This is a genomic window from Xanthomonas sp. NCPPB 2922, from assembly GCF_041520885.1.
GTDB classification, from domain to species: Bacteria; Pseudomonadota; Gammaproteobacteria; order Xanthomonadales; family Xanthomonadaceae; genus Xanthomonas; species Xanthomonas campestris.
In genome coordinates, this window is the sequence record NZ_JBGOFY010000026.1 from 1 (window position 1) to 16,722 (window position 16,722).

Here is a 16,722-nt window from a genome sequence, read left to right on the forward strand (position 1 = left end):
GCTACCACGCGAATCATCTTGTGCCGGGATTTCCAACAGCGCCATTGCATTGACCAGGCCCAGCCGCGCGCGTCAATGAGATGCAGTGCACAGCGACGAGGAGCTGAGTGCAATCAGATCTGCGGCAGCCCAGCTCTACGTAGGAGCGCGCTCGCGCGCGATGAGGCGTTATCGGTAACGCCCATCGCGCGCAAGCGCGCTCCTACGAGGTGCACCGTCCGCCGCGCAACTAACGTTGTGCCGCGATTCCAGCGGCGCCATTGCATCGAACAGGCCCAGCCGTGCGCGTCAATGAGATGCAGTGCGCAGCGACGAGGAGCCTGAGTGCGATCAGATCTGTGGCAGCCCAGCTCTACGTAGGAGCGCGCTTGCGCGCGACGAGGCATTATCGATAAAACCCATCGCGCGCAAGCGCGCTCCTACGAGGTGCGCTGGTGAGCGATTACGTGTGCCGCGATTCCAGCAGCGCCACTGCATCGCCCAGGCCCAGCCCGCGTGCGCGGAGCAGCACGATCAGGTGGTACAGCAGGTCGGCGGATTCGCCCAGCAACTCGGCGTCGCCCTGCACTACGCCGGCCAGCGCGGTTTCCACGCCCTCCTCGCCCACCTTCTGCGCAATGCGGCGGATGCCTTGCTCAAACAGCTTGGTGGTGTAGCTGCCATGCGGGCGCTCGTGCTCGCGCTCGGCGATCAAGGCGTCCAGGCTGCCGAGGAACTGGCCGGGCGCGGTGGGGAAGCAACTGGTCCGGCCCAGGTGGCAGGTCGGGCCGTGCGGACGTGCCTGCACCAGCAAGGTGTCCGCATCGCAATCGGTTTCGATCGCGACCACGCGCAGCACATTTCCCGAGCTCTCGCCTTTGGTCCAGAGGCGCTGCTTGCTGCGGCTGAAAAAAGTGACCTCGCCACGCGCACGCGTCACCGCAAGCGCCTCGGCGTTCATGTAGCCCAGCATCAGCACGCGCAGGTTGTCGGCGTCCTGCACGATCACAGGCAGCAAGCCGTCGCCCTTGTTCCAGTCCAGCGCATCGAGCGCATCGCCCGCGGCCGTAGTTTCACTGCCCATCACGTACCTCGATCTGTTGCGCACGCAGGAAGCGCTTGAGTTCCGGAATCGGAATCGCGCCGCTATGGAAGACACTGGCCGCCAGCGCACCATCGGCGTCGGCCTGGTCGAACACGTCGGCGAAGTGCTGCATCTCGCCAGCGCCGCCGGAGGCAATCAGCGGTACCCGGCACAACGCGCGCACCTGGCGCAGCTGCGCAATATCGTAGCCATGCCGGACCCCGTCGTTATCCATGCAATTGAGCACGATCTCGCCCGCACCCAGTCGCTGCGCCTCGGCCACCCAGTCCAGCGTGCGCATCGGCAGCGCCTGGGTCTTGCTTGGGTCGCCGGTGTAGCGGCGGACGCGCCACTGCCCGTCCTCTTCGCGGATCGAGTCGATGCCGACCACCACGCATTGCACGCCAAAGGCGTCGGCCAGCTCGGAGATCAGCTGCGGCCGCCCCAATGCCGGCGAGTTGATGGAGATCTTGTCGGCGCCGGCATGCAACACCGCACGCGCGGTTTCTACATCGCGGATGCCGCCGGCCACGCAGAACGGGATGTCGATCAGGCGCGCAACGCGCTCGACCCACGCATAGTCCACCGAACGCCCTTCCGGGCTGGCGCCAATGTCGTAGAACACCAACTCGTCCGCGCCCTGGTCGCGGTAGCGCATCGCCAACTCGACGATGTCGCCCATGTCGATGTGGTCGCGGAACTTGACGCCCTTGACCACGCGGCCATCGCGCACGTCCAGGCAGGGAATGATGCGACGGCTCAGCATGCCAGTGCGTCCTTCAGATCCAGATGACCTTCCAGCAGCGCCTTGCCGAGCACGATGCCGGCACACCCGGCCGCCTTGGCCGCGGCCACGTCGGCCAGATTGCGCGCGCCACCGGAGACCTGCACCTGCAACTGCGGCGCCAGTGCGCGCAGATGCGCATACAAGCCCATGTTGGGGCCGGACAGCATGCCGTCACGCGCGATGTCGGTGCACAACAGATGCTGCAGACCGGCCTGCGCGTACTGCGTGGCCAGTTGATCCAGCGTGGCCTCGGCGGTTTCGGTCCAGCCATGCACCGGCAGTTGCCATACGCCCGCTGCGTCCTGGCGTGTGTCCAGCGCGATGGTCAGCCGATCGGTGCCGAATTCCTGCAGCCAGCCGATCACCGTGGCGCTGTCGCGCACGGCCAGCGAGCCCACCACTACACGCGCCGCGCCGGCATCGAGAATGCGCGCCACATCCTCGCGCGAGCGCACACCGCCACCGGTCTGCACCTGCAGGCCGGTCTGACGGCTGATCTGACCGAGCAGCGCGGCCAAGGTGTAGCCGCCGGCCTTGGCCGCATCCAGATCCACCAGATGCATCCACTGCGCACCGGCGTCGGCAAACGCCTGCGCACGCGGCAGCACATCGTCGCCGTAGCGGGTTTCGCGGGCGTAATCGCCTTGCAGCAGCCGCACCACGCGGCCGTCGCGGATGTCCAGCGCGGGGTAAACGGTGAAACTCATGGGAAGCTCATCTCAAGAAAATTGCGCAGGATGCACGCGCCGGTGTCGGCGGAACGCTCGGGGTGGAATTGCGCGCCGCACCGCAAGCCGCTCTGCACCACCGCGGTGAACAGCCCGCCGTGGTCGCAGGCGGCCACGGTGTCGGCGGTGACTGGCGCGGCATAGCCATGCACGAAATAGGCGCTGGCACGCTCCGGCAATCCAGCAAGCAGCGCGGAGTCACGCATCGGCACCAGCTGGTTCCAGCCCATGTGCGGTACGCGGATGCCAAGCGCCGGCGTCATGTGCCGCACGATGCCCGGCAGCATTCCCAGACAATCCACGTCGCCTTCTTCGGAATGCTCGAACAACAGCTGCATGCCCAGGCAAATACCGATCAGCGGCACCTGCAATTGCTGCAGCGGTTCAATCAGGCCCTGCGCACGCAGGCGCGCCATGGCCTCCGGCGCTGCGCCCACGCCCGGCAGGATGACGCGCTCGGCGCCCTGCAGGCCCTGCGCATCACGCACCACGCGCGCTTCCACGCCCAGGCGCTCGAGCGCATAGCGCACCGAGCCCAGATTGGCACCGCCGGCGTCGATGAGCGCGAGGTCGGTCATAGCGCCCCCTTGGTGGATGGCAACGCGGTGCCCTCGCGACGGATCGCCTGGCGCAGTGCACGCGCCAATGCCTTGAAGCAGCCTTCCACCTTGTGGTGATCGTTCTCGCCGCGCACGTGCAGATGCAGATTCAATCCGGATGCATCGCACACCGAACGGAAGAAGTGCGGCACCAGCTCGGTGGGCATGTCGCCAACGCGCTCACGCTTGAAGTCGCCGTCGAACACGAAGTACGGCCGGCCGCTGAAATCCAGCGCAGCACTGGCGATGGTTTCGTCCATCGGCAAGGTGAAGCCGTGCTGTGCGGTATCACCGGCCACGCGCCATGGGCTGTCGACCGGATCAAAGCCATAGCGGCCAATACCGCGCTTGTCGCCCAAGGCTTCGCGCAAGGCCTGCCCCAGCGCCAAGCCGGTGTCTTCGATGGTGTGGTGCTCATCGATGTGCAGGTCGCCTTCGGCGCGGATATCCAGCGCAAATCCGCCGTGCTTGCCGATCTGCTCGAGCATGTGATCGAAGAACGGCAGCCCGGTGGCGGTGTGCGGTTCGGCCACGCGATCCAGGTCGAGCTCCACGCGGATGCGGGTTTCCTTGGTATTGCGCTGCACCACCGCGCGGCGCGGCGCATCGGCCAGTTCGTGCGCGATGCCGGCCCAGTCCCAATCGCCGCCGAACTGCTCGGTACGCAGCTGGAACCCGCGGATGTTGAGGTTCTGCGCGAACTGGATGTCGGTGATGCGGTCGCCCACCATCGCCGAACGGCTCCAGTCGATCGTGCGGTCCTGCAGGTACGGCACCATCAGGCCAACGCCCGGCTTGCGCGTCGGCGCGTTGTCGGCCGGCCAGCTGCAGTCGATCAGCACTTCGCGGAACACGATGCCCTGGCTGGCGAAGATCTGCAGCATCAGGTTGTTGGGGCCGTCGAAGGACGCCTGCGGATAGCTCTCGCTGCCCAGACCGTCCTGGTTGCTGACGATGACGAACTGGTAGCCGGCATCGCGCAGCTTGAGCATGGCCGGAATCACGCCGTCGACAAAGCGCAGTTTTTCGTAGGCGTCGATCTGGAAATCGGCTGGCTCGGTGATCAGCGTGCCATCACGGTCGACGAAAAGAATCGGGGTCATGCGGCCTCCTGCTTGCGCTGCAATGCGCCCAGCACACGATCATTCTGTTCGGGCGTGCCGATGGTGATGCGCAGCGCATCAGACAGGCGCGGCACCGCGCGTTGATCACGCACCACCACACCCGCTTCGAGCAGCGCCTGGAACGCTGCTTCGGCGTCGTCGAAACGCACCAGCAGGAAGTTTCCCTGCGAGGGGTAGACCTGGCGCACGCCGGCCACCTGCACCAGCGCGGCATGCAGGCGTGCGCGCTCGGCACGGATCTCGGTCACCCGCCGCTGCGTCACTGCCAGCGCAGGTGCAGACAAGGCCTGCTCGGCCATCACCGCGCATGGCGTGGGTACCGGATACGGCGCCTGGCAACGGCGCAACAACGCGATCAGCTCGGCATTGGCGATCAGGCTGCCGATGCGCGCAGCCGCCAGCGCGTGCGCCTTGGACAAGGTGCGCAACACCGCCAGATTGTCGTAGCGCGCAAGCAGGCCAATGGCCGAGGGCACATCGGAGAACTCGCCATAGGCTTCATCCACCACCACCACCGCCTTGCCCTGCAGCGCCTGCAAGGCAGCTTCGATTTCGGCCAGCGGGATCGCCGAGCCGGCTGGGTTGGACGGCGAGCACAGGAACACCAGCTTGGCCTTGGCATCCAGCGCGGCCTGCACGATCGCCGGCACATCGGCATGGAAACCATCCGCCCCATCGACCAGCGGCACCTCCACCAACGGCGCGTTCTGCAGGCGCGCGCACACCGCATACATGCCGAACACCGGCGGTGTGACCACCACCGCATCGCGCTCGGGCACGCACAGGCCACGCACCAGCAGATCGATGGCCTCGTCGCTACCGCGGCCGATCAGCAATTGCTCGGGCGCACAACCGTACAGCTGCGCCAGCGCCGCACGCAGGCCCTTGGGCTGCGGATCAGGATAGCGACGCGTGCTGGCGTCGGGATCGGCCGGATTTCCCCAGGCCGACTCGTTGGCGTTGAGCCACACATCGCCCTGCAACGCACTCGTGCGCGCCGACGCATAACCTGCAAATGCGCGTAGATCGTCACGCACCAGATCCATTACCGATGCCGTGCTCATGCGGCCACTCCCATGCGCAGCGCCACCGCGTTGGCGTGCGCATCCAGGCCCTCGGCACGCGCCAGAATCACTGCGCATGCGCCGATTCCATCGATACCGGCCTTGCTCGCCGCCTGCACGCTCACCATGTTCTGGAAGCTGGCCACGCTCACGCCGCTATAGGCACGCGCCGCACCGCTGGTCGGCAACACGTGATTGGTGCCGCTGCAGTAATCGCCCAGTGCTTCGGGCGTGTAGTCGCCGAGAAATACCGAGCCGGCGGCCTCCACCTGCGCCAACCACGCACGCGGCTCGCGCAATGCCAGGATCAGGTGCTCCGGTGCATAGCGGTTGCTGATCTCGAACGCCTCCGGCAGCGTCGCCACCTTGATCAACCGCGACTGCGCCAACGCCTGGCGCGCGATGTCGGCGCGCGAGAGTTGCGCCAGTTGCAGGTCCAGTTGCTCCTGCACTGCGGCAATCAATGCATCGCTGTCGGACAACAGCAGCACCTGCGAATCCGGGCCGTGTTCGGCCTGCGACAACAGATCGGCCGCGACAAACGCCGGTTGCGCGCCGGCATCGGCAATCACCAGCACCTCGGACGGGCCGGCCGGCATGTCGATCGCGGCCGCGCCGGATTGCGCCACCTGCTGCTTGGCTTCGGTAACGAAGCTATTGCCCGGGCCGAACAATTTGTCGCAGCTGGGAATGGAGTCGGTGCCGTAGGCCATCGCTGCAATCGCCTGCGCGCCACCGAGCTTGAACACACGGCGCACGCCGGTGAGTTGCGCGGCCACCAGCACCGCCGGGTCGACACTGCCATCCTTGCGCGGCGGCGTGCACAGCACCACTTCGCGGCAACCTGCCAGCCGCGCCGGCACGCCCAGCATCAAGGCGGTGGACGGCAATGGCGCGCTGCCGGCCGGCACGTACAAGCCCACGCGGCCGATCGGGCGCACGATCTTTTCGCAGACCACGCCAGGTGCGGTTTCCACCGCGTAGCCTTCGCTCATGCCGGCGCGGTGAAAGGTGTCGATGCGCGCCACGGCGTCCTGCATCGCCTGGCGCAGTTCCGGCGCGATGGCGGCGTCTGCCGCGGCAAATTCGGCCTCGCTGACCGCAAAGCTCTCCAGCGTGACGCCGTCGAAGCGTGCGGTGATCTCGCGCAGCGCCACATCGCCGCGTGCACGCACATCGGCGATCAGGGTGGCGACCGCCTCGCGTGTCTGCGTGGCGACGGTCTGCACCGGGCGCGTCAACGCCTGGGTGCGTGCGTCTGCACTGAGTTGGGTCCAATCAAGCGTGTTCATGCGAGCGAGCGCTCCACCGTCAATACCATCAAGCCTTGCGCACCTGCGCGTTCCAGTTCTTCCAGGCGTTGCCAGGTCACCGCGCCGTGGCACATGGTCTGCAGGCGCAACGCGCCATTGCCGTCGTCGGGCAACTGCACCAGCGGGTCGGCATCGGGCAGCAAGCGGCGCAGCGCATCCACGTTGCCCTGCTCGGCGCGGAACATCAGCAGTTTGCTGTCGCGCAGCTTGAGCACGCCATCCATGCGCCGCAGCAGCATCGCCAGCAGCGCCGCGCGCGCATCGGCGGGCTCGCGCACGGCACCGGCCAGCACCGCCTCGCTTTCCATCACCAGCTCGACCGGCTTGAGCTGGTTGGCGGCCAGCGTCGCGCCGCTGGAGACCAGGTCGCAGATCAGATCGGCCGTGCCAAGGCGCGGCGCGATTTCCACCGAGCCGGAGAGCTCGACTACCGATGCGTCGATGCCCTGGCGCTCCAGCCAATCGGCCAGGATCGCCGGGTAGCTGGTGGCGATGCGCTTGCCCGCCAGCTGCGCCACGCCCTGCCAGTCCCACTCTTCCGGCACCGCCAGCATCAGCCGGCACTGGCCGAAACCGACGCCGCGCACGGCGTGATACGCGGCCGGCAGGCCAGCGCGACGCCGCGCCGATGCCTGCTCGTCCAGCTCGTTCTGGCCCACGATGCCCAGGTCGCAGACGCCATCGGCGATCAGGCCCGGGATGTCGTCGTCGCGCACCAGCAGCAGGTCCACCGGCAACGATTCGCCGTAGCAGAACAATTTGTCGCGGCTCTGCCGCCAGCTCAGCCCGCAGGCGGCCAGCAGGCTGCGCGCCGGCTCGGCCAGGCGGCCGTTTTTCTGGATGGCAATGCGCAACCGGTCACGTGCCGGTGCTGCCGTGGAAGCACTCATCTTGTTCTCTCAGTGGGATTCGACAGGGCGCGACGATTGCTCGCGCAGGGCCGCGGCATAGCCGCCGGCGCCGTGTTCCAGGGTGCGCGCGACACGCCCGATGGTGGTGACGCTGACCTGGGTCAGGTCATGAATCTCGCGATACGGCACGCCCTTGACCAGCAACGGCACCACCCGCCAGCGGTCGGACATGGCTTCGAGTTCGGCCGGCGTGCACAGGTCACGCAGGAAGGCCTCGACGGCGCCGGGCGCCTCCAGGCAGGCCAGTGCCTCGGACAGCATCTTCAGCGAGGCGGCGACATCGGTACTTTCGCGGGGAGCAGGTCGTTGTTTCATCGCGTTAATGTAATAGCGTGTTAGTACATTAGCGCAAACGAGGTACTGAGGACAAGCGGGCGAGCCTGCGGCGTTCATGCAAGCGTCTTGCACGGACGCGCCCTGGTGTCGCTACCACAGCGTCACCGCCACGCATCCTTGCCCCAAAACGAAAGCAGCCGGCCAGATCGCTCCGGCCAGCTGCCCGCAACGCCCGTGCAATGGGCGCGATCAGTTCGCCGCGATCCCCGACACCAGCATCGCCTTGGCCTGCTCCAGCTCCACCTGCAACGTGCTGGCCAGCTCGTCACGGGCCACATCGAACTGCTGCTCGCGCACCAGGTCCTTCACCGCCACCACGCCACGCGCCAGCTCGTCGTCGCCGGCCAGCACCACAAAGCGGATGCCCGCACGCGCGGCGTACTGGAACTGCTTGCCGACCTTCTTCGGCTCCATCTGCACTTCGGTATTGATGCCGCCGATGCGCAGCCGGCGCGCGATATCCAGCGCATCGCCCAGGCGCGACTCGTCCATCAGCGCCACCATCGCGTGCACGCTGCTTTCGGCGATGCCCTGGATCAGGCCGGCCTCGCGCAGCTGCCAGAACAGGCGGGTCAGGCCGATCGAAATGCCCACGCCCGGTAGCTTGGACTTGGTGTAGTGGCTGGCCAGGCTCTCGTAGCGGCCGCCCGAGCAGATCGAACCGATCTGCGGGTGGTCGGTCAGCGTGGTCTCGTAGACGGTGCCGGTGTAGTAGTCCAACCCACGTGCGATCGAGAAGTTCAGGCAATACGCCGTCTCCGGCACGCCCAAGGCCTTGACCAGTTCCAGCACCTCACGCAACTCGGCGATGCCCTCGCCCAGCGTTGCGCTCGCGCCCACCGAGGCCTCCAGCGCCTGCAACTGCGCCAGCGCATCGGCATGCCCGTTGGAGCGCACCGCCACGAAGGCCAGGATCTTGTCCACCTGCGCGGCCGCAATGCCGAAGCCTTCGCCGGTCAAGGTGTCGCGTACGTACTCGGCGCCGCGCTTGTCGATCTTGTCGACCTCGCGCAGCACCGCCAGCTGCAGCTCGCCCTCAGCCACGCCCAGGCTTTCGAAAAAGCCGCGCAGCAGCTTGCGGTTGTTCAACTGCACCTTGAAATCGCCAATGCCCAGCTCGGCGAACACCGCGTGGATCACCGCCAGCACTTCGGCGTCGTAGCGGATGCTCAGCGCATCCTTGCCGATCACATCGATGTCGCACTGGTAGAACTCGCGGAAGCGGCCACGCTGGGCGCGTTCGCCGCGGTACACGCGCTGCATCTGGTAACGGCGGAACGGAAAGCTCAACTCGTGCTCGTGCTCGGCCACATAGCGGGCCAGTGGCACGGTCAGGTCGAAGCGCAGCGCCAGCTCCGGCAGGCCGCCACTCTCGGCACCCTCGTCGGCCGCCGCGGCGGCATTGGCCAGCGCGCCGGTGGACTGCACGAAATACACCTGGCGCTCGGTTTCGCCGCCGGATTTGGTTAGCAGCACATCGGAGAGCTCGAACACCGGGGTTTCCACCGGCAGGAACCCGAACCGCTCGTAGTTGCGGCGGATGACGTCCAGCATGCGCTGGAACGCGATCTGCTCGCGCGGCAGCAATTCCATGATGCCGGGCGGCGTACGGGGCTTGATCACGAGCGAAACTCCTGCGTATCGAGTGGGGCGAACGCGCAATTCTACCGGCTGGGCGGCCGTGCTGACCGCATGGCGTATCATTCGCCGCGTCCCAGCAGTGCGTGGCCCATGTACCGGCAGCTTCCAGACCCCAGCGTGACCTGCCCGGCCCCGGCCGAGGCCACTGGCGCCACCGTCCGTGACTCCGAATGCGCGTTGTGTGCGGTGCGCGGCCGGGCGATCTGCGCGGCGCTCTCGGAACAAGAGATGGCCGCGCTGGACCAGGCCACCAGCGCGCAGGCCTATGCCACCGGCAGCACGCTGGTGCGGGCCGGCGAGACGCGCCACCACGTCTATACCGTGACTTCCGGGGCGCTGCGCATGGTGCGCACCCTGGCCGATGGGCGACGCCAGATCACCGGCTTCGTGCTGCCCGGCGACTATGTCGGGCTCACCGAAACCAGCCACCATCGCCACGATATCGAAGCCATCATCGACAGCCGGGTCTGCCGCACGCCGATGGCGCAGATGCGTCAGCTACGCGAGCGCTACCCAAGCCTGGAACGCAAGTTGTTGCAGCGTGCCGGCATGGAGCTGGCCGCCGCGCAGGACACCGGCCTGCTGCTGGCGCGCCTGCAACCCAGCGAACGGCTGGCGCATTTCCTGCTGCGCCTGGCCGCACGCTCCACCCGCCCGGGCGCATCCGGCGACACCGTGGCGCTGCCGATGAGCCGCAGCGACATCGCCGACCATCTCGGCCTGACCATGGAAACGGTGAGCCGCACCTTCACCAAGATCAAGCAGCAGCACCTGATCGCCCTGCCCCAGCTGCATCTGGTGCAGATCCTGGACTATCCGGCGCTACGCAAGCTGGCCGGCGACGAGGTCTGAGCCCGGCCGCCAGGCGCTGGCGGCGAAACGGAGCGGGCAAGCATCGCAATCGCTGGCTGCAACATCTCCGGCAACGACAGCCGCAGCGCTCCTACCGCCCACCCACGCTGGCAACGGCAGCGCCGCAACCGCCACTCAACAGGCGCGATTGGCGCAACCAGGCACGGTCCGGGTAATAGGCGAACACGAAGGCGCCTTCGCGCAAGGTATCGATCAACTGTTTGGCCACCGCCGGCCGTACCGCCGGGCACCCCAGGCTGCGGCCCAGCCGGCCCTGGCTGCGGATCACCGCTTCGCTGACATACGGCGCACCGTGGATCACGATCGCGCGGTCGCGTGCATGGTCGTTGAAGCCAGGCTCCAACCCCTTCAGGCGCAGCGAGTAGCCGTTGTGGCCGGTGTAGGCCTCCTGCGCGGTAAAAGCGCCAAGGCTGGACTGGAAACTGCCGTCGTCGTTGGAGAATTTCGCAGCCAGGTTGTTGCCGGTATTGCGCCCATGCGCCACCCACTCTTCGAACAACAGCCGCTGGCGGGCCAGATCGAACACCCACAGCCGCCGCTCGGTGGAGGGGCGGCTGTAGTCGATGACGCTGAGCACCCGCTCGGTGCCCACCTGCTGGCGTTGACGCGCGCATTGCAGGGCTTCGGTGGCCAGGGCCAGGACCTGCCGGTCCAGCGCCGGTGCCTGGCGGGCCAGTGCATCGACCAGGCCTGCCTGCGGTGTGCCCAGGGGCGACACAGGCGAGGCAGCGATGGCGTCGGCGGCACCCGCCGTGCCGGCTGTTGCCCATCCGCACAGCGCGGCGGCAACGGCGATCAATCGATAAGACATGCAACAACCCACAGGGACGCGGTGCCACGTGGGCCCGCACCCCCTAGAGATAGCCGCATCCGGCCCGGTTTCCAACCCCGGCTGGCTGAACGTGTTCGGTCAGGGCGCATCCACGAGCAGACGCTGCCGGAATGCCAGGTAGTCCGGTGCCAGCGGTTCGGCATGCGCCGGACGCTGCAACAGCGCCGCCAGCGCCGGCGGAATCTCCACCGCGCGGCCGATCAGCGGCTCCACCACCGCCTCGAACTTTGCCGGGTGCGCCGTGGCCGCCACCGCCCAGTCGCCGGTGCCGCCCTCGGCCCCTTCCGCGCGCAATTGCTCCAGTACGTGCACGGCGGTGGCGGTATGCGGGCAATGCACCTCGCCGTAGCGTGCGAAGCGTTGCTGCACGGTATGGCGGATCGCCGTGTCATCCACCGAGAGCGCACGGAACGCCTCGCGCAGCGCCGCATCGTCGCCGTCATACAGCCAACGCAGGCGTTCGAAATTGCTGGGTGCACCCACGTCCATCGCGTTGGCCACGGTGGCCACGCTGGGTTGCGGTGCGTAGTCGTCGCCGGCGAAGTAGTCGGGCAACACATGGTTGGCGTTGGACGCCAGCACGATCTGGCCCAGCGGCACGCCGAGCGCGCGCGCCAGGATCGCGGCCAGGCCGTTGCCCAGGTTGCCGGTGGGCACCACCAGGTTCAATGCGGCCCCGGAGCCAGCGTGGTGCTGCAGCGCTGCGTGCGCGTAGTAGCTCATCTGCGGCAGCAGCCGCCCCAGGCTGATGCTATTGGCCGAACTCAGCGGCAGCTGCGTCTGCAGCTCGCCATCGTTCAAGGCCTGCTTGACCATGGCCTGGCAGTCGTCGAAGGTGCCGGCCACACGCAATGCCTGGATGTTGTCGCCGAAGCAGCCCAGCTGATGCGCCTGCCGTGGCGATACGCGGCCATCCGGATACAGCACCACCACTCTCAAACCGGGCTGCCGATGGAACGCCGCCGCCACGGCCGCGCCGGTATCGCCGGAGGTGGCCACCAGAATGGTCAGCGGGCGGTCTTCGGCGCGCCGCAGCCGCGTCAGGCAAGCGGCCAGAAACCGCGCACCAAAATCCTTGAAGGCCGCGGTGGGGCCATGGAACAGCTCCAGCGCGTAGTCGCCCGGCGTGGCCAGCGGCACCAGCGGCGCCGGGAAATCAAACGCTTCGGCGCAGATGGCCGCCAGCTCGCCTGCCAGCGCGTCACCTTCGAAGAACGGCTGCAGCAGTGTGGTGGCCGTGTCGGCCAGCGTTGCGCCGGCCTGCAGGGTGCGCGCCGGCGGCAGGGTCTGCGGCACGTACAGGCCGCCGTCCGGGGCCAGGCCGGCGGCGATCGCCTGGCTCAGGCTCACGGCAGGTGCGGCGCCACGGGTAGAGATGAACATCATGCGGACTCCAGGCAGAGCGGAAACGGGCCAGCGCCCATCAACCAGAAAAGGGGATGCTGCGGGTGAGCGGCGGCATTGGGCGTGGCGGCGTGCCGCCAGGCGGTCGCACGGGGTTGCCGGAGCGGCGCTATGCTGCGCGCACCTTCCCGTGGAGCCCGCAAATGATCAAGGTCAGTGTGATGTACCCGTACCGTGATGGCGCCCGCTTCGACCACACCTACTACAGCGACACCCACATGCCGCTGGTGAGCGCGCGCATGGGCGCGGCCTGCCTCAGCTACACGGTGGACAAGGGCATCAGCGGCGGTGAGCCGGGCAGCACGCCGCCGTACATCGGGATGTGCCACATCTTTTGCGACTCGGTCGAGGCCTTCAACGGCAGCTTTGGGCCGCACGCGGCCGAGATCCTTGCCGATATCGCCAACTACACCGATCTCGCGCCAGTCATGCAGATCAGCGACGTGGTCGTGGGATGAACATGCCATCGCGGTGCGTGCCTGCTGCGCGCACCGCTGCTGCCTGATCGAACAACGCGTGCGCTGGCTCATGCAAGCAGCCGTGCCGCGGGGCTGTTGATCGGCGTCACCCAGGCCTGGCTGTCCAGGCCCACGCCGGCAAATGCGGCTTGCACCGCCGGCGCAGCAGCAGCGGCAGCAGCGCGGGTTTCGAACCAGGCAAACACGCTGGGGCCGGCACCAGAAATACTGGCGCCCAGCGCGGCATGCGCAAGCGCAGCCTGTTTGGCCTGCGCGAAGCCGGCAATCAGGGGGGCGCGCCGCGGCTCGATCAGCACATCGCGCAGGCCGGCGCGGACCAGGTCCGCATCGCCGGCATGGCAGCCGGCCAGCACCAGCGCCAGGTTGGTGCTCTGCGCCACGAACTCGCTCAGGCGGTAGTCGCCGGCCAGCGCCTCGCGCGCACGGCGGGTTTCCAGCACTGCCTCGGGATGTACAACAAGGCTGTGCCACGCCTCCGGCACTGCGATCGGCACCAGCCGCTCCAAGGTGCACAGCACCAGCCCGCCCAGGAACAAGGGCCCCAGGTTGTCGCCATGCCGGCTGCCGCTGGCCACCGCTTCGCCATCGAGCGCGTGCTGATAGAGCTGGCCGGTGCTGATAGGAGTGTCCAGCAAGGCATTCGCCGCCACCAGCGCAGCCACGCACGAGGCAGCGGAGCCGCCCATGCCCGAACTCAAGGCGATGCCCTTGTCGATCTCCAGTTCAAAGCCGAACGGCAGCGCCAATGCCGCACGCAGCGACATCAATGCCGCGCCGGCGGTGTTGCGCTCGGCCTCCAGCGGCAGCGCCACGGTGGTGCCGCGAATGGCGGCAATCCGCACCACCGGCGCGTCGATGCGGCGCACGGTCACGGTGTCGCCCACGCCATCCAGCGGGTAGCCCAACAGGTCGAAGCCCACCGCCACGTTGGCCACCGACGCCGGCGCAAATGCGCGCGCCTCGCGCAGCCCACGTGCGGCGGGCACGGCATGGCCCATGTCCACCATCTGATTCACAGGCGCGCCCCCTCGCCCGCCGCCACGCGCAGCAGATCGGCAAACACGCCGGCCGCGGTCACTTCCGGCCCCGCGCCCGGGCCTTGCACCACCAATGGGTTCTCGCAGTAGCGGCGCGTGGTGAACTGCACCACGTTATCGGTCAGGCGAAGATTGGCGAAGGCATGGTACGCGGGCAATTCCACCAGGCCCACGCTGGGCGCGCGGTCTGGCGGCAGTTGCGCGACATAGCGCAGCACGTTGCCGCGCGCATGCGCGTCGGCCAGCCGCTGCGCAAAGCCGGCGTCCACCGTCTGCAGCTGTGCCATGAAGTCATCCACGCTGGCCTGGCGCAACGCCTCGGGCACCAGGCTTTCCACGCTGACATCGTCCAGGCTGATCGCCCGCCCCGCCTCGCGCGCCAGGATCACCAACTTGCGCGCCACATCCACGCCGGACAGGTCATCGCGCGGGTCTGGCTCGGTGTAGCCCAGGCCGCGCGCCTGCGTCACCAGCTCGGAGAACGGCACGCTGCCGTCGTATTTATTGAACAGCCAGGCCAGCGTGCCGGAGAAAATGCCTTCGATCGAGGTCACCGCATCGCCGGTATCGACCAGGTCGCGCAGCGTGGTGATCACCGGCAGGCCGGCGCCGACCGTGGCCTCATAGCGGAAGCGCGCACCGCTGGCATCGGCGGCGGCACGGATCGCTTCATAGCGCGCCAACGGGCCGGAGCCGGCCTGTTTGTTCGGCGTCACCACATGGATGCCGGATGCCAGCCAGCCCGCATAGCGGTCGGCCACTTCCGCACTGCCGCTGCAATCGATGATCACCGTATGCGGCAGGTGCGCGGAGAGCAGATGCGCGGTGAAGCGCTCCAGATCGGTGGGCGTAGACGCCGCTGCAAACGCATCGCGCCAATCGCCGGTCACGCTGCGCTCTTCCAGCAACATGCGCCCGCGCGACACCACGCCACGCAGGCGCAAATCCAGGTTGGCCTTGCCGAGCAGCTGCGGCTGCGCGGTACGCAGCTGATCCAGCAACGCCGCACCCACGTTGCCCGGCCCGATGACACCCACCGAGAACGTCTGTGGCGACAACCAGAAACCGGCATGTGCCGCGCGCAAGGCCTTGGTGGCATGCGCCGCATCGATCGCCACCGAGATGTTGCGCTCCGAAGAGCCCTGCGCAATCGCCAGGATATTGACCTGCGCGCGGCCCAGCGACTCGAACAGCCGCGCCGCCACACCAGGTTGCCCGGCCATGCCATCGCCCACCGCCGCCAGCACGCTGATGCCGGTGGTCAACTGCACGCGCTGCACCTGGCCAACCGTGAGCTCGTGCGCAAATGCCTGCAGCAGCGCATTGCGCGCACGCTCGGATTCATGCTGCTTGACCACGCAGCAGATCGAATGCTCGGACGAGCCCTGCGAGATCATCACCACCGACACCTGCGCCGTGCGCAGCGCCGCGAACACACGCTCCGCCGTTCCCGGCACACCGATCAGGCCGGTGCCTTCCAGGTTGAGCACCGCCAGATCCGGGCTGAGCGTCAGCCCCTTGATTGGCCCGCTCACCGCACTGCTGGCAGTGATGCGCGTGCCCGGATGTTCGGGCTGGAACGTATTGCGGATGATGATCGGCAAACCGCGCTCGATCGCCGGCGACATGGTCTGCGGATGCACCACCTTCGCGCCGAAATAGGCCAGCTCGCAGGCTTCGTCGTAGCTCAGGGTTTCCAGCTGCACCGCCTCGGGCACCACGCGCGGATCGGCCGAGAGCACCCCATCCACATCGGTCCAGATGTGCAGCTCGTGAGCATCGAACAAGGCCGCGAAGATTGCGCCCGAATAATCGCTGCCGTTACGCCCCAGCGTGGTGATGCGGTCGCCGCGATCGCGTGCGACAAACCCGGTGACCACCACCCGCGTCTGCGGATGCGCCTGCCGCCAGGTGTCCAGCCGCTGCGCGCTCACCGCCCAGTCCACATCCACGCCCAGCTCGCCACGATTGACCACCAGCACATCGCGTGCATCCAGCACTGCGCAGTCTTCGCCCAATGCACGGAAGTGGTCGCCGAGCAGCTGCGCGGAATACACCTCACCCAGCCCCTGCACGCGATCAAGCACTTCGCGCGGCAGCTCGCCGATGACTGCAAGCGCCGCCAGGATCTGCGACAGATGCTCGAAGCGCTCGTCCAACCACTCCACGGTTGGCCCGGAATGCTCGCCCAGCAACGCCACCGCCGCACCGCGATGGCGCGCACGCGTTTCGTGCCATCGCTCGCGCCATTCGGGACGATTCTGCGCGGCCAGTTCGGCCAGCTCGATCAACGCATCGGTCACGCCTTTCATCGCCGACACCACCGTCACCTGCACGGTCTCATCGCGTGCCAGCAACAGCTGCGCCACATGCCGGTAACGCTCGGCATCGGCAACCGAGGTGCCACCGAATTTATGCACCACGGTGCGGGCTGAAGGCGCTGCAACAGCGGCGGGTTCAAACGAAACGACAGGCGATGACATCGACAGACCTCGTTAGGAGGCCCCGTCCGCTTCAGGTGAGAGAGGGAG

General features: G+C 67.6%; 16 protein-coding genes. 2 read left to right on the forward strand and 14 right to left on the reverse strand.

All coding sequences use genetic code 11. The features are described from left to right. Positions 1-442: 442 nt before the first annotated feature. From hisIE to hisS, 10 genes are all read right to left on the reverse strand, one after another. The gene (gene hisIE / locus ACD584_RS19520; protein WP_014507577.1) at positions 443-1,063 is read right to left on the reverse strand and encodes a bifunctional phosphoribosyl-AMP cyclohydrolase/phosphoribosyl-ATP diphosphatase HisIE; all 621 of its coding nucleotides are present in this window, start codon (positions 1,061-1,063) and stop codon (positions 443-445) included. Then, on the reverse strand, positions 1,053-1,829 hold the full coding sequence (hisF, locus tag ACD584_RS19525) for an imidazole glycerol phosphate synthase subunit HisF (protein WP_011036984.1): 777 nt from the start codon (positions 1,827-1,829) through the stop codon (positions 1,053-1,055). The genes hisIE and hisF overlap by 11 nt, the downstream gene beginning before the upstream one ends. Beyond that, positions 1,823-2,557 carry a 1-(5-phosphoribosyl)-5-[(5-phosphoribosylamino)methylideneamino]imidazole-4-carboxamide isomerase gene (gene hisA / locus ACD584_RS19530; protein WP_011036983.1) on the reverse strand — a complete coding sequence of 245 codons (735 nt, stop codon included), beginning with the start codon at positions 2,555-2,557 and terminating at the stop codon, positions 1,823-1,825. The genes hisF and hisA overlap by 7 nt, the downstream gene beginning before the upstream one ends. Further along, positions 2,554-3,156 (reverse strand): imidazole glycerol phosphate synthase subunit HisH, encoded by a 603-nt coding sequence (gene hisH / locus ACD584_RS19535; RefSeq protein ID WP_076036848.1) that lies wholly within the window; start codon positions 3,154-3,156, stop codon positions 2,554-2,556. Before hisH ends, hisA begins: the two co-directional genes overlap by 4 nt. Further along, entirely contained in the window at positions 3,153-4,280 is a 1,128-nt protein-coding gene (gene hisB, locus ACD584_RS19540) for a bifunctional histidinol-phosphatase/imidazoleglycerol-phosphate dehydratase HisB (RefSeq protein WP_014507574.1), read from the reverse strand. Before hisB ends, hisH begins: the two co-directional genes overlap by 4 nt. Beyond that, a complete protein-coding gene (hisC, locus tag ACD584_RS19545) occupies positions 4,277-5,365 on the reverse strand; it encodes a histidinol-phosphate transaminase (RefSeq protein WP_076036847.1) in 1,089 nt (362 codons plus the stop codon). The genes hisB and hisC overlap by 4 nt, the downstream gene beginning before the upstream one ends. After that, on the reverse strand, positions 5,362-6,657 hold the full coding sequence (gene hisD / locus ACD584_RS19550) for a histidinol dehydrogenase (RefSeq protein WP_076036846.1): 1,296 nt from the start codon (positions 6,655-6,657) through the stop codon (positions 5,362-5,364). The genes hisC and hisD overlap by 4 nt, the downstream gene beginning before the upstream one ends. Beyond that, entirely contained in the window at positions 6,654-7,568 is a 915-nt protein-coding gene (gene hisG, locus ACD584_RS19555; protein ID WP_011269813.1) for an ATP phosphoribosyltransferase, read from the reverse strand. Before hisG ends, hisD begins: the two co-directional genes overlap by 4 nt. 9 nt (positions 7,569-7,577) lie before the next feature. Next, positions 7,578-7,904 (reverse strand): YerC/YecD family TrpR-related protein, encoded by a 327-nt coding sequence (locus ACD584_RS19560; protein WP_011036977.1) that lies wholly within the window; start codon positions 7,902-7,904, stop codon positions 7,578-7,580. A gap of 210 nt (positions 7,905-8,114) precedes the next feature. Beyond that, entirely contained in the window at positions 8,115-9,548 is a 1,434-nt protein-coding gene (gene hisS, locus ACD584_RS19565) for a histidine--tRNA ligase (RefSeq protein ID WP_076036845.1), read from the reverse strand. A gap of 204 nt (positions 9,549-9,752) precedes the next feature. Here hisS and ACD584_RS19570 point away from each other — a divergent pair, with 204 nt between their 5' ends. Then, on the forward strand, positions 9,753-10,418 hold the full coding sequence (locus ACD584_RS19570) for a Crp/Fnr family transcriptional regulator (RefSeq protein ID WP_175611635.1): 666 nt from the start codon (positions 9,753-9,755) through the stop codon (positions 10,416-10,418). Between the two features lie 91 nt (positions 10,419-10,509). Here the strand turns inward: ACD584_RS19570 and ACD584_RS19575 are convergent, their stop codons facing one another. Both ACD584_RS19575 and thrC read right to left on the reverse strand, forming a co-directional pair. Further along, the gene (locus ACD584_RS19575) at positions 10,510-11,250 is read right to left on the reverse strand and encodes a murein L,D-transpeptidase catalytic domain family protein (RefSeq protein ID WP_011036974.1); all 741 of its coding nucleotides are present in this window, start codon (positions 11,248-11,250) and stop codon (positions 10,510-10,512) included. A gap of 99 nt (positions 11,251-11,349) precedes the next feature. Then, entirely contained in the window at positions 11,350-12,654 is a 1,305-nt protein-coding gene (gene thrC, locus ACD584_RS19580; RefSeq protein WP_076037850.1) for a threonine synthase, read from the reverse strand. Between the two features lie 164 nt (positions 12,655-12,818). Here thrC and ACD584_RS19585 point away from each other — a divergent pair, with 164 nt between their 5' ends. Next, a complete protein-coding gene (locus ACD584_RS19585) occupies positions 12,819-13,133 on the forward strand; it encodes an EthD family reductase (protein ID WP_029217002.1) in 315 nt (104 codons plus the stop codon). A gap of 68 nt (positions 13,134-13,201) precedes the next feature. On the opposite strand, the gene ACD584_RS19590 is transcribed toward ACD584_RS19585, so the two are convergent. Together ACD584_RS19590 and thrA are read right to left on the reverse strand one after the other, a co-directional pair. Then, complete coding sequence (locus ACD584_RS19590; protein ID WP_076036842.1) at positions 13,202-14,170, reverse strand: homoserine kinase; 969 nt, start codon at positions 14,168-14,170, stop codon at positions 13,202-13,204. Then, the gene (thrA, locus tag ACD584_RS19595) at positions 14,167-16,674 is read right to left on the reverse strand and encodes a bifunctional aspartate kinase/homoserine dehydrogenase I (RefSeq protein WP_076036841.1); all 2,508 of its coding nucleotides are present in this window, start codon (positions 16,672-16,674) and stop codon (positions 14,167-14,169) included. The genes ACD584_RS19590 and thrA overlap by 4 nt, the downstream gene beginning before the upstream one ends. Positions 16,675-16,722: the final 48 nt, after the last annotated feature.

Coding starts and splice junctions, on each gene's coding strand:
- hisG (WP_011269813.1), bottom strand. CDS start 7,568: ATGAGTGCTTCCACGGCAGCACCGGCACGTGACCGGTTGCGCATTGCC.
- thrC (WP_076037850.1), bottom strand. CDS start 12,654: ATGTTCATCTCTACCCGTGGCGCCGCACCTGCCGTGAGCCTGAGCCAG.
- hisF (WP_011036984.1), bottom strand. CDS start 1,829: ATGCTGAGCCGTCGCATCATTCCCTGCCTGGACGTGCGCGATGGCCGC.
- ACD584_RS19560 (WP_011036977.1), bottom strand. CDS start 7,904: ATGAAACAACGACCTGCTCCCCGCGAAAGTACCGATGTCGCCGCCTCG.
- hisH (WP_076036848.1), bottom strand. CDS start 3,156: ATGACCGACCTCGCGCTCATCGACGCCGGCGGTGCCAATCTGGGCTCG.
- hisIE (WP_014507577.1), bottom strand. CDS start 1,063: ATGGGCAGTGAAACTACGGCCGCGGGCGATGCGCTCGATGCGCTGGAC.
- ACD584_RS19585 (WP_029217002.1), top strand. CDS start 12,819: ATGATCAAGGTCAGTGTGATGTACCCGTACCGTGATGGCGCCCGCTTC.
- ACD584_RS19575 (WP_011036974.1), bottom strand. CDS start 11,250: ATGTCTTATCGATTGATCGCCGTTGCCGCCGCGCTGTGCGGATGGGCA.
- thrA (WP_076036841.1), bottom strand. CDS start 16,674: ATGTCATCGCCTGTCGTTTCGTTTGAACCCGCCGCTGTTGCAGCGCCT.
- hisA (WP_011036983.1), bottom strand. CDS start 2,557: ATGAGTTTCACCGTTTACCCCGCGCTGGACATCCGCGACGGCCGCGTG.
- hisD (WP_076036846.1), bottom strand. CDS start 6,657: ATGAACACGCTTGATTGGACCCAACTCAGTGCAGACGCACGCACCCAG.
- hisC (WP_076036847.1), bottom strand. CDS start 5,365: ATGAGCACGGCATCGGTAATGGATCTGGTGCGTGACGATCTACGCGCA.
- hisB (WP_014507574.1), bottom strand. CDS start 4,280: ATGACCCCGATTCTTTTCGTCGACCGTGATGGCACGCTGATCACCGAG.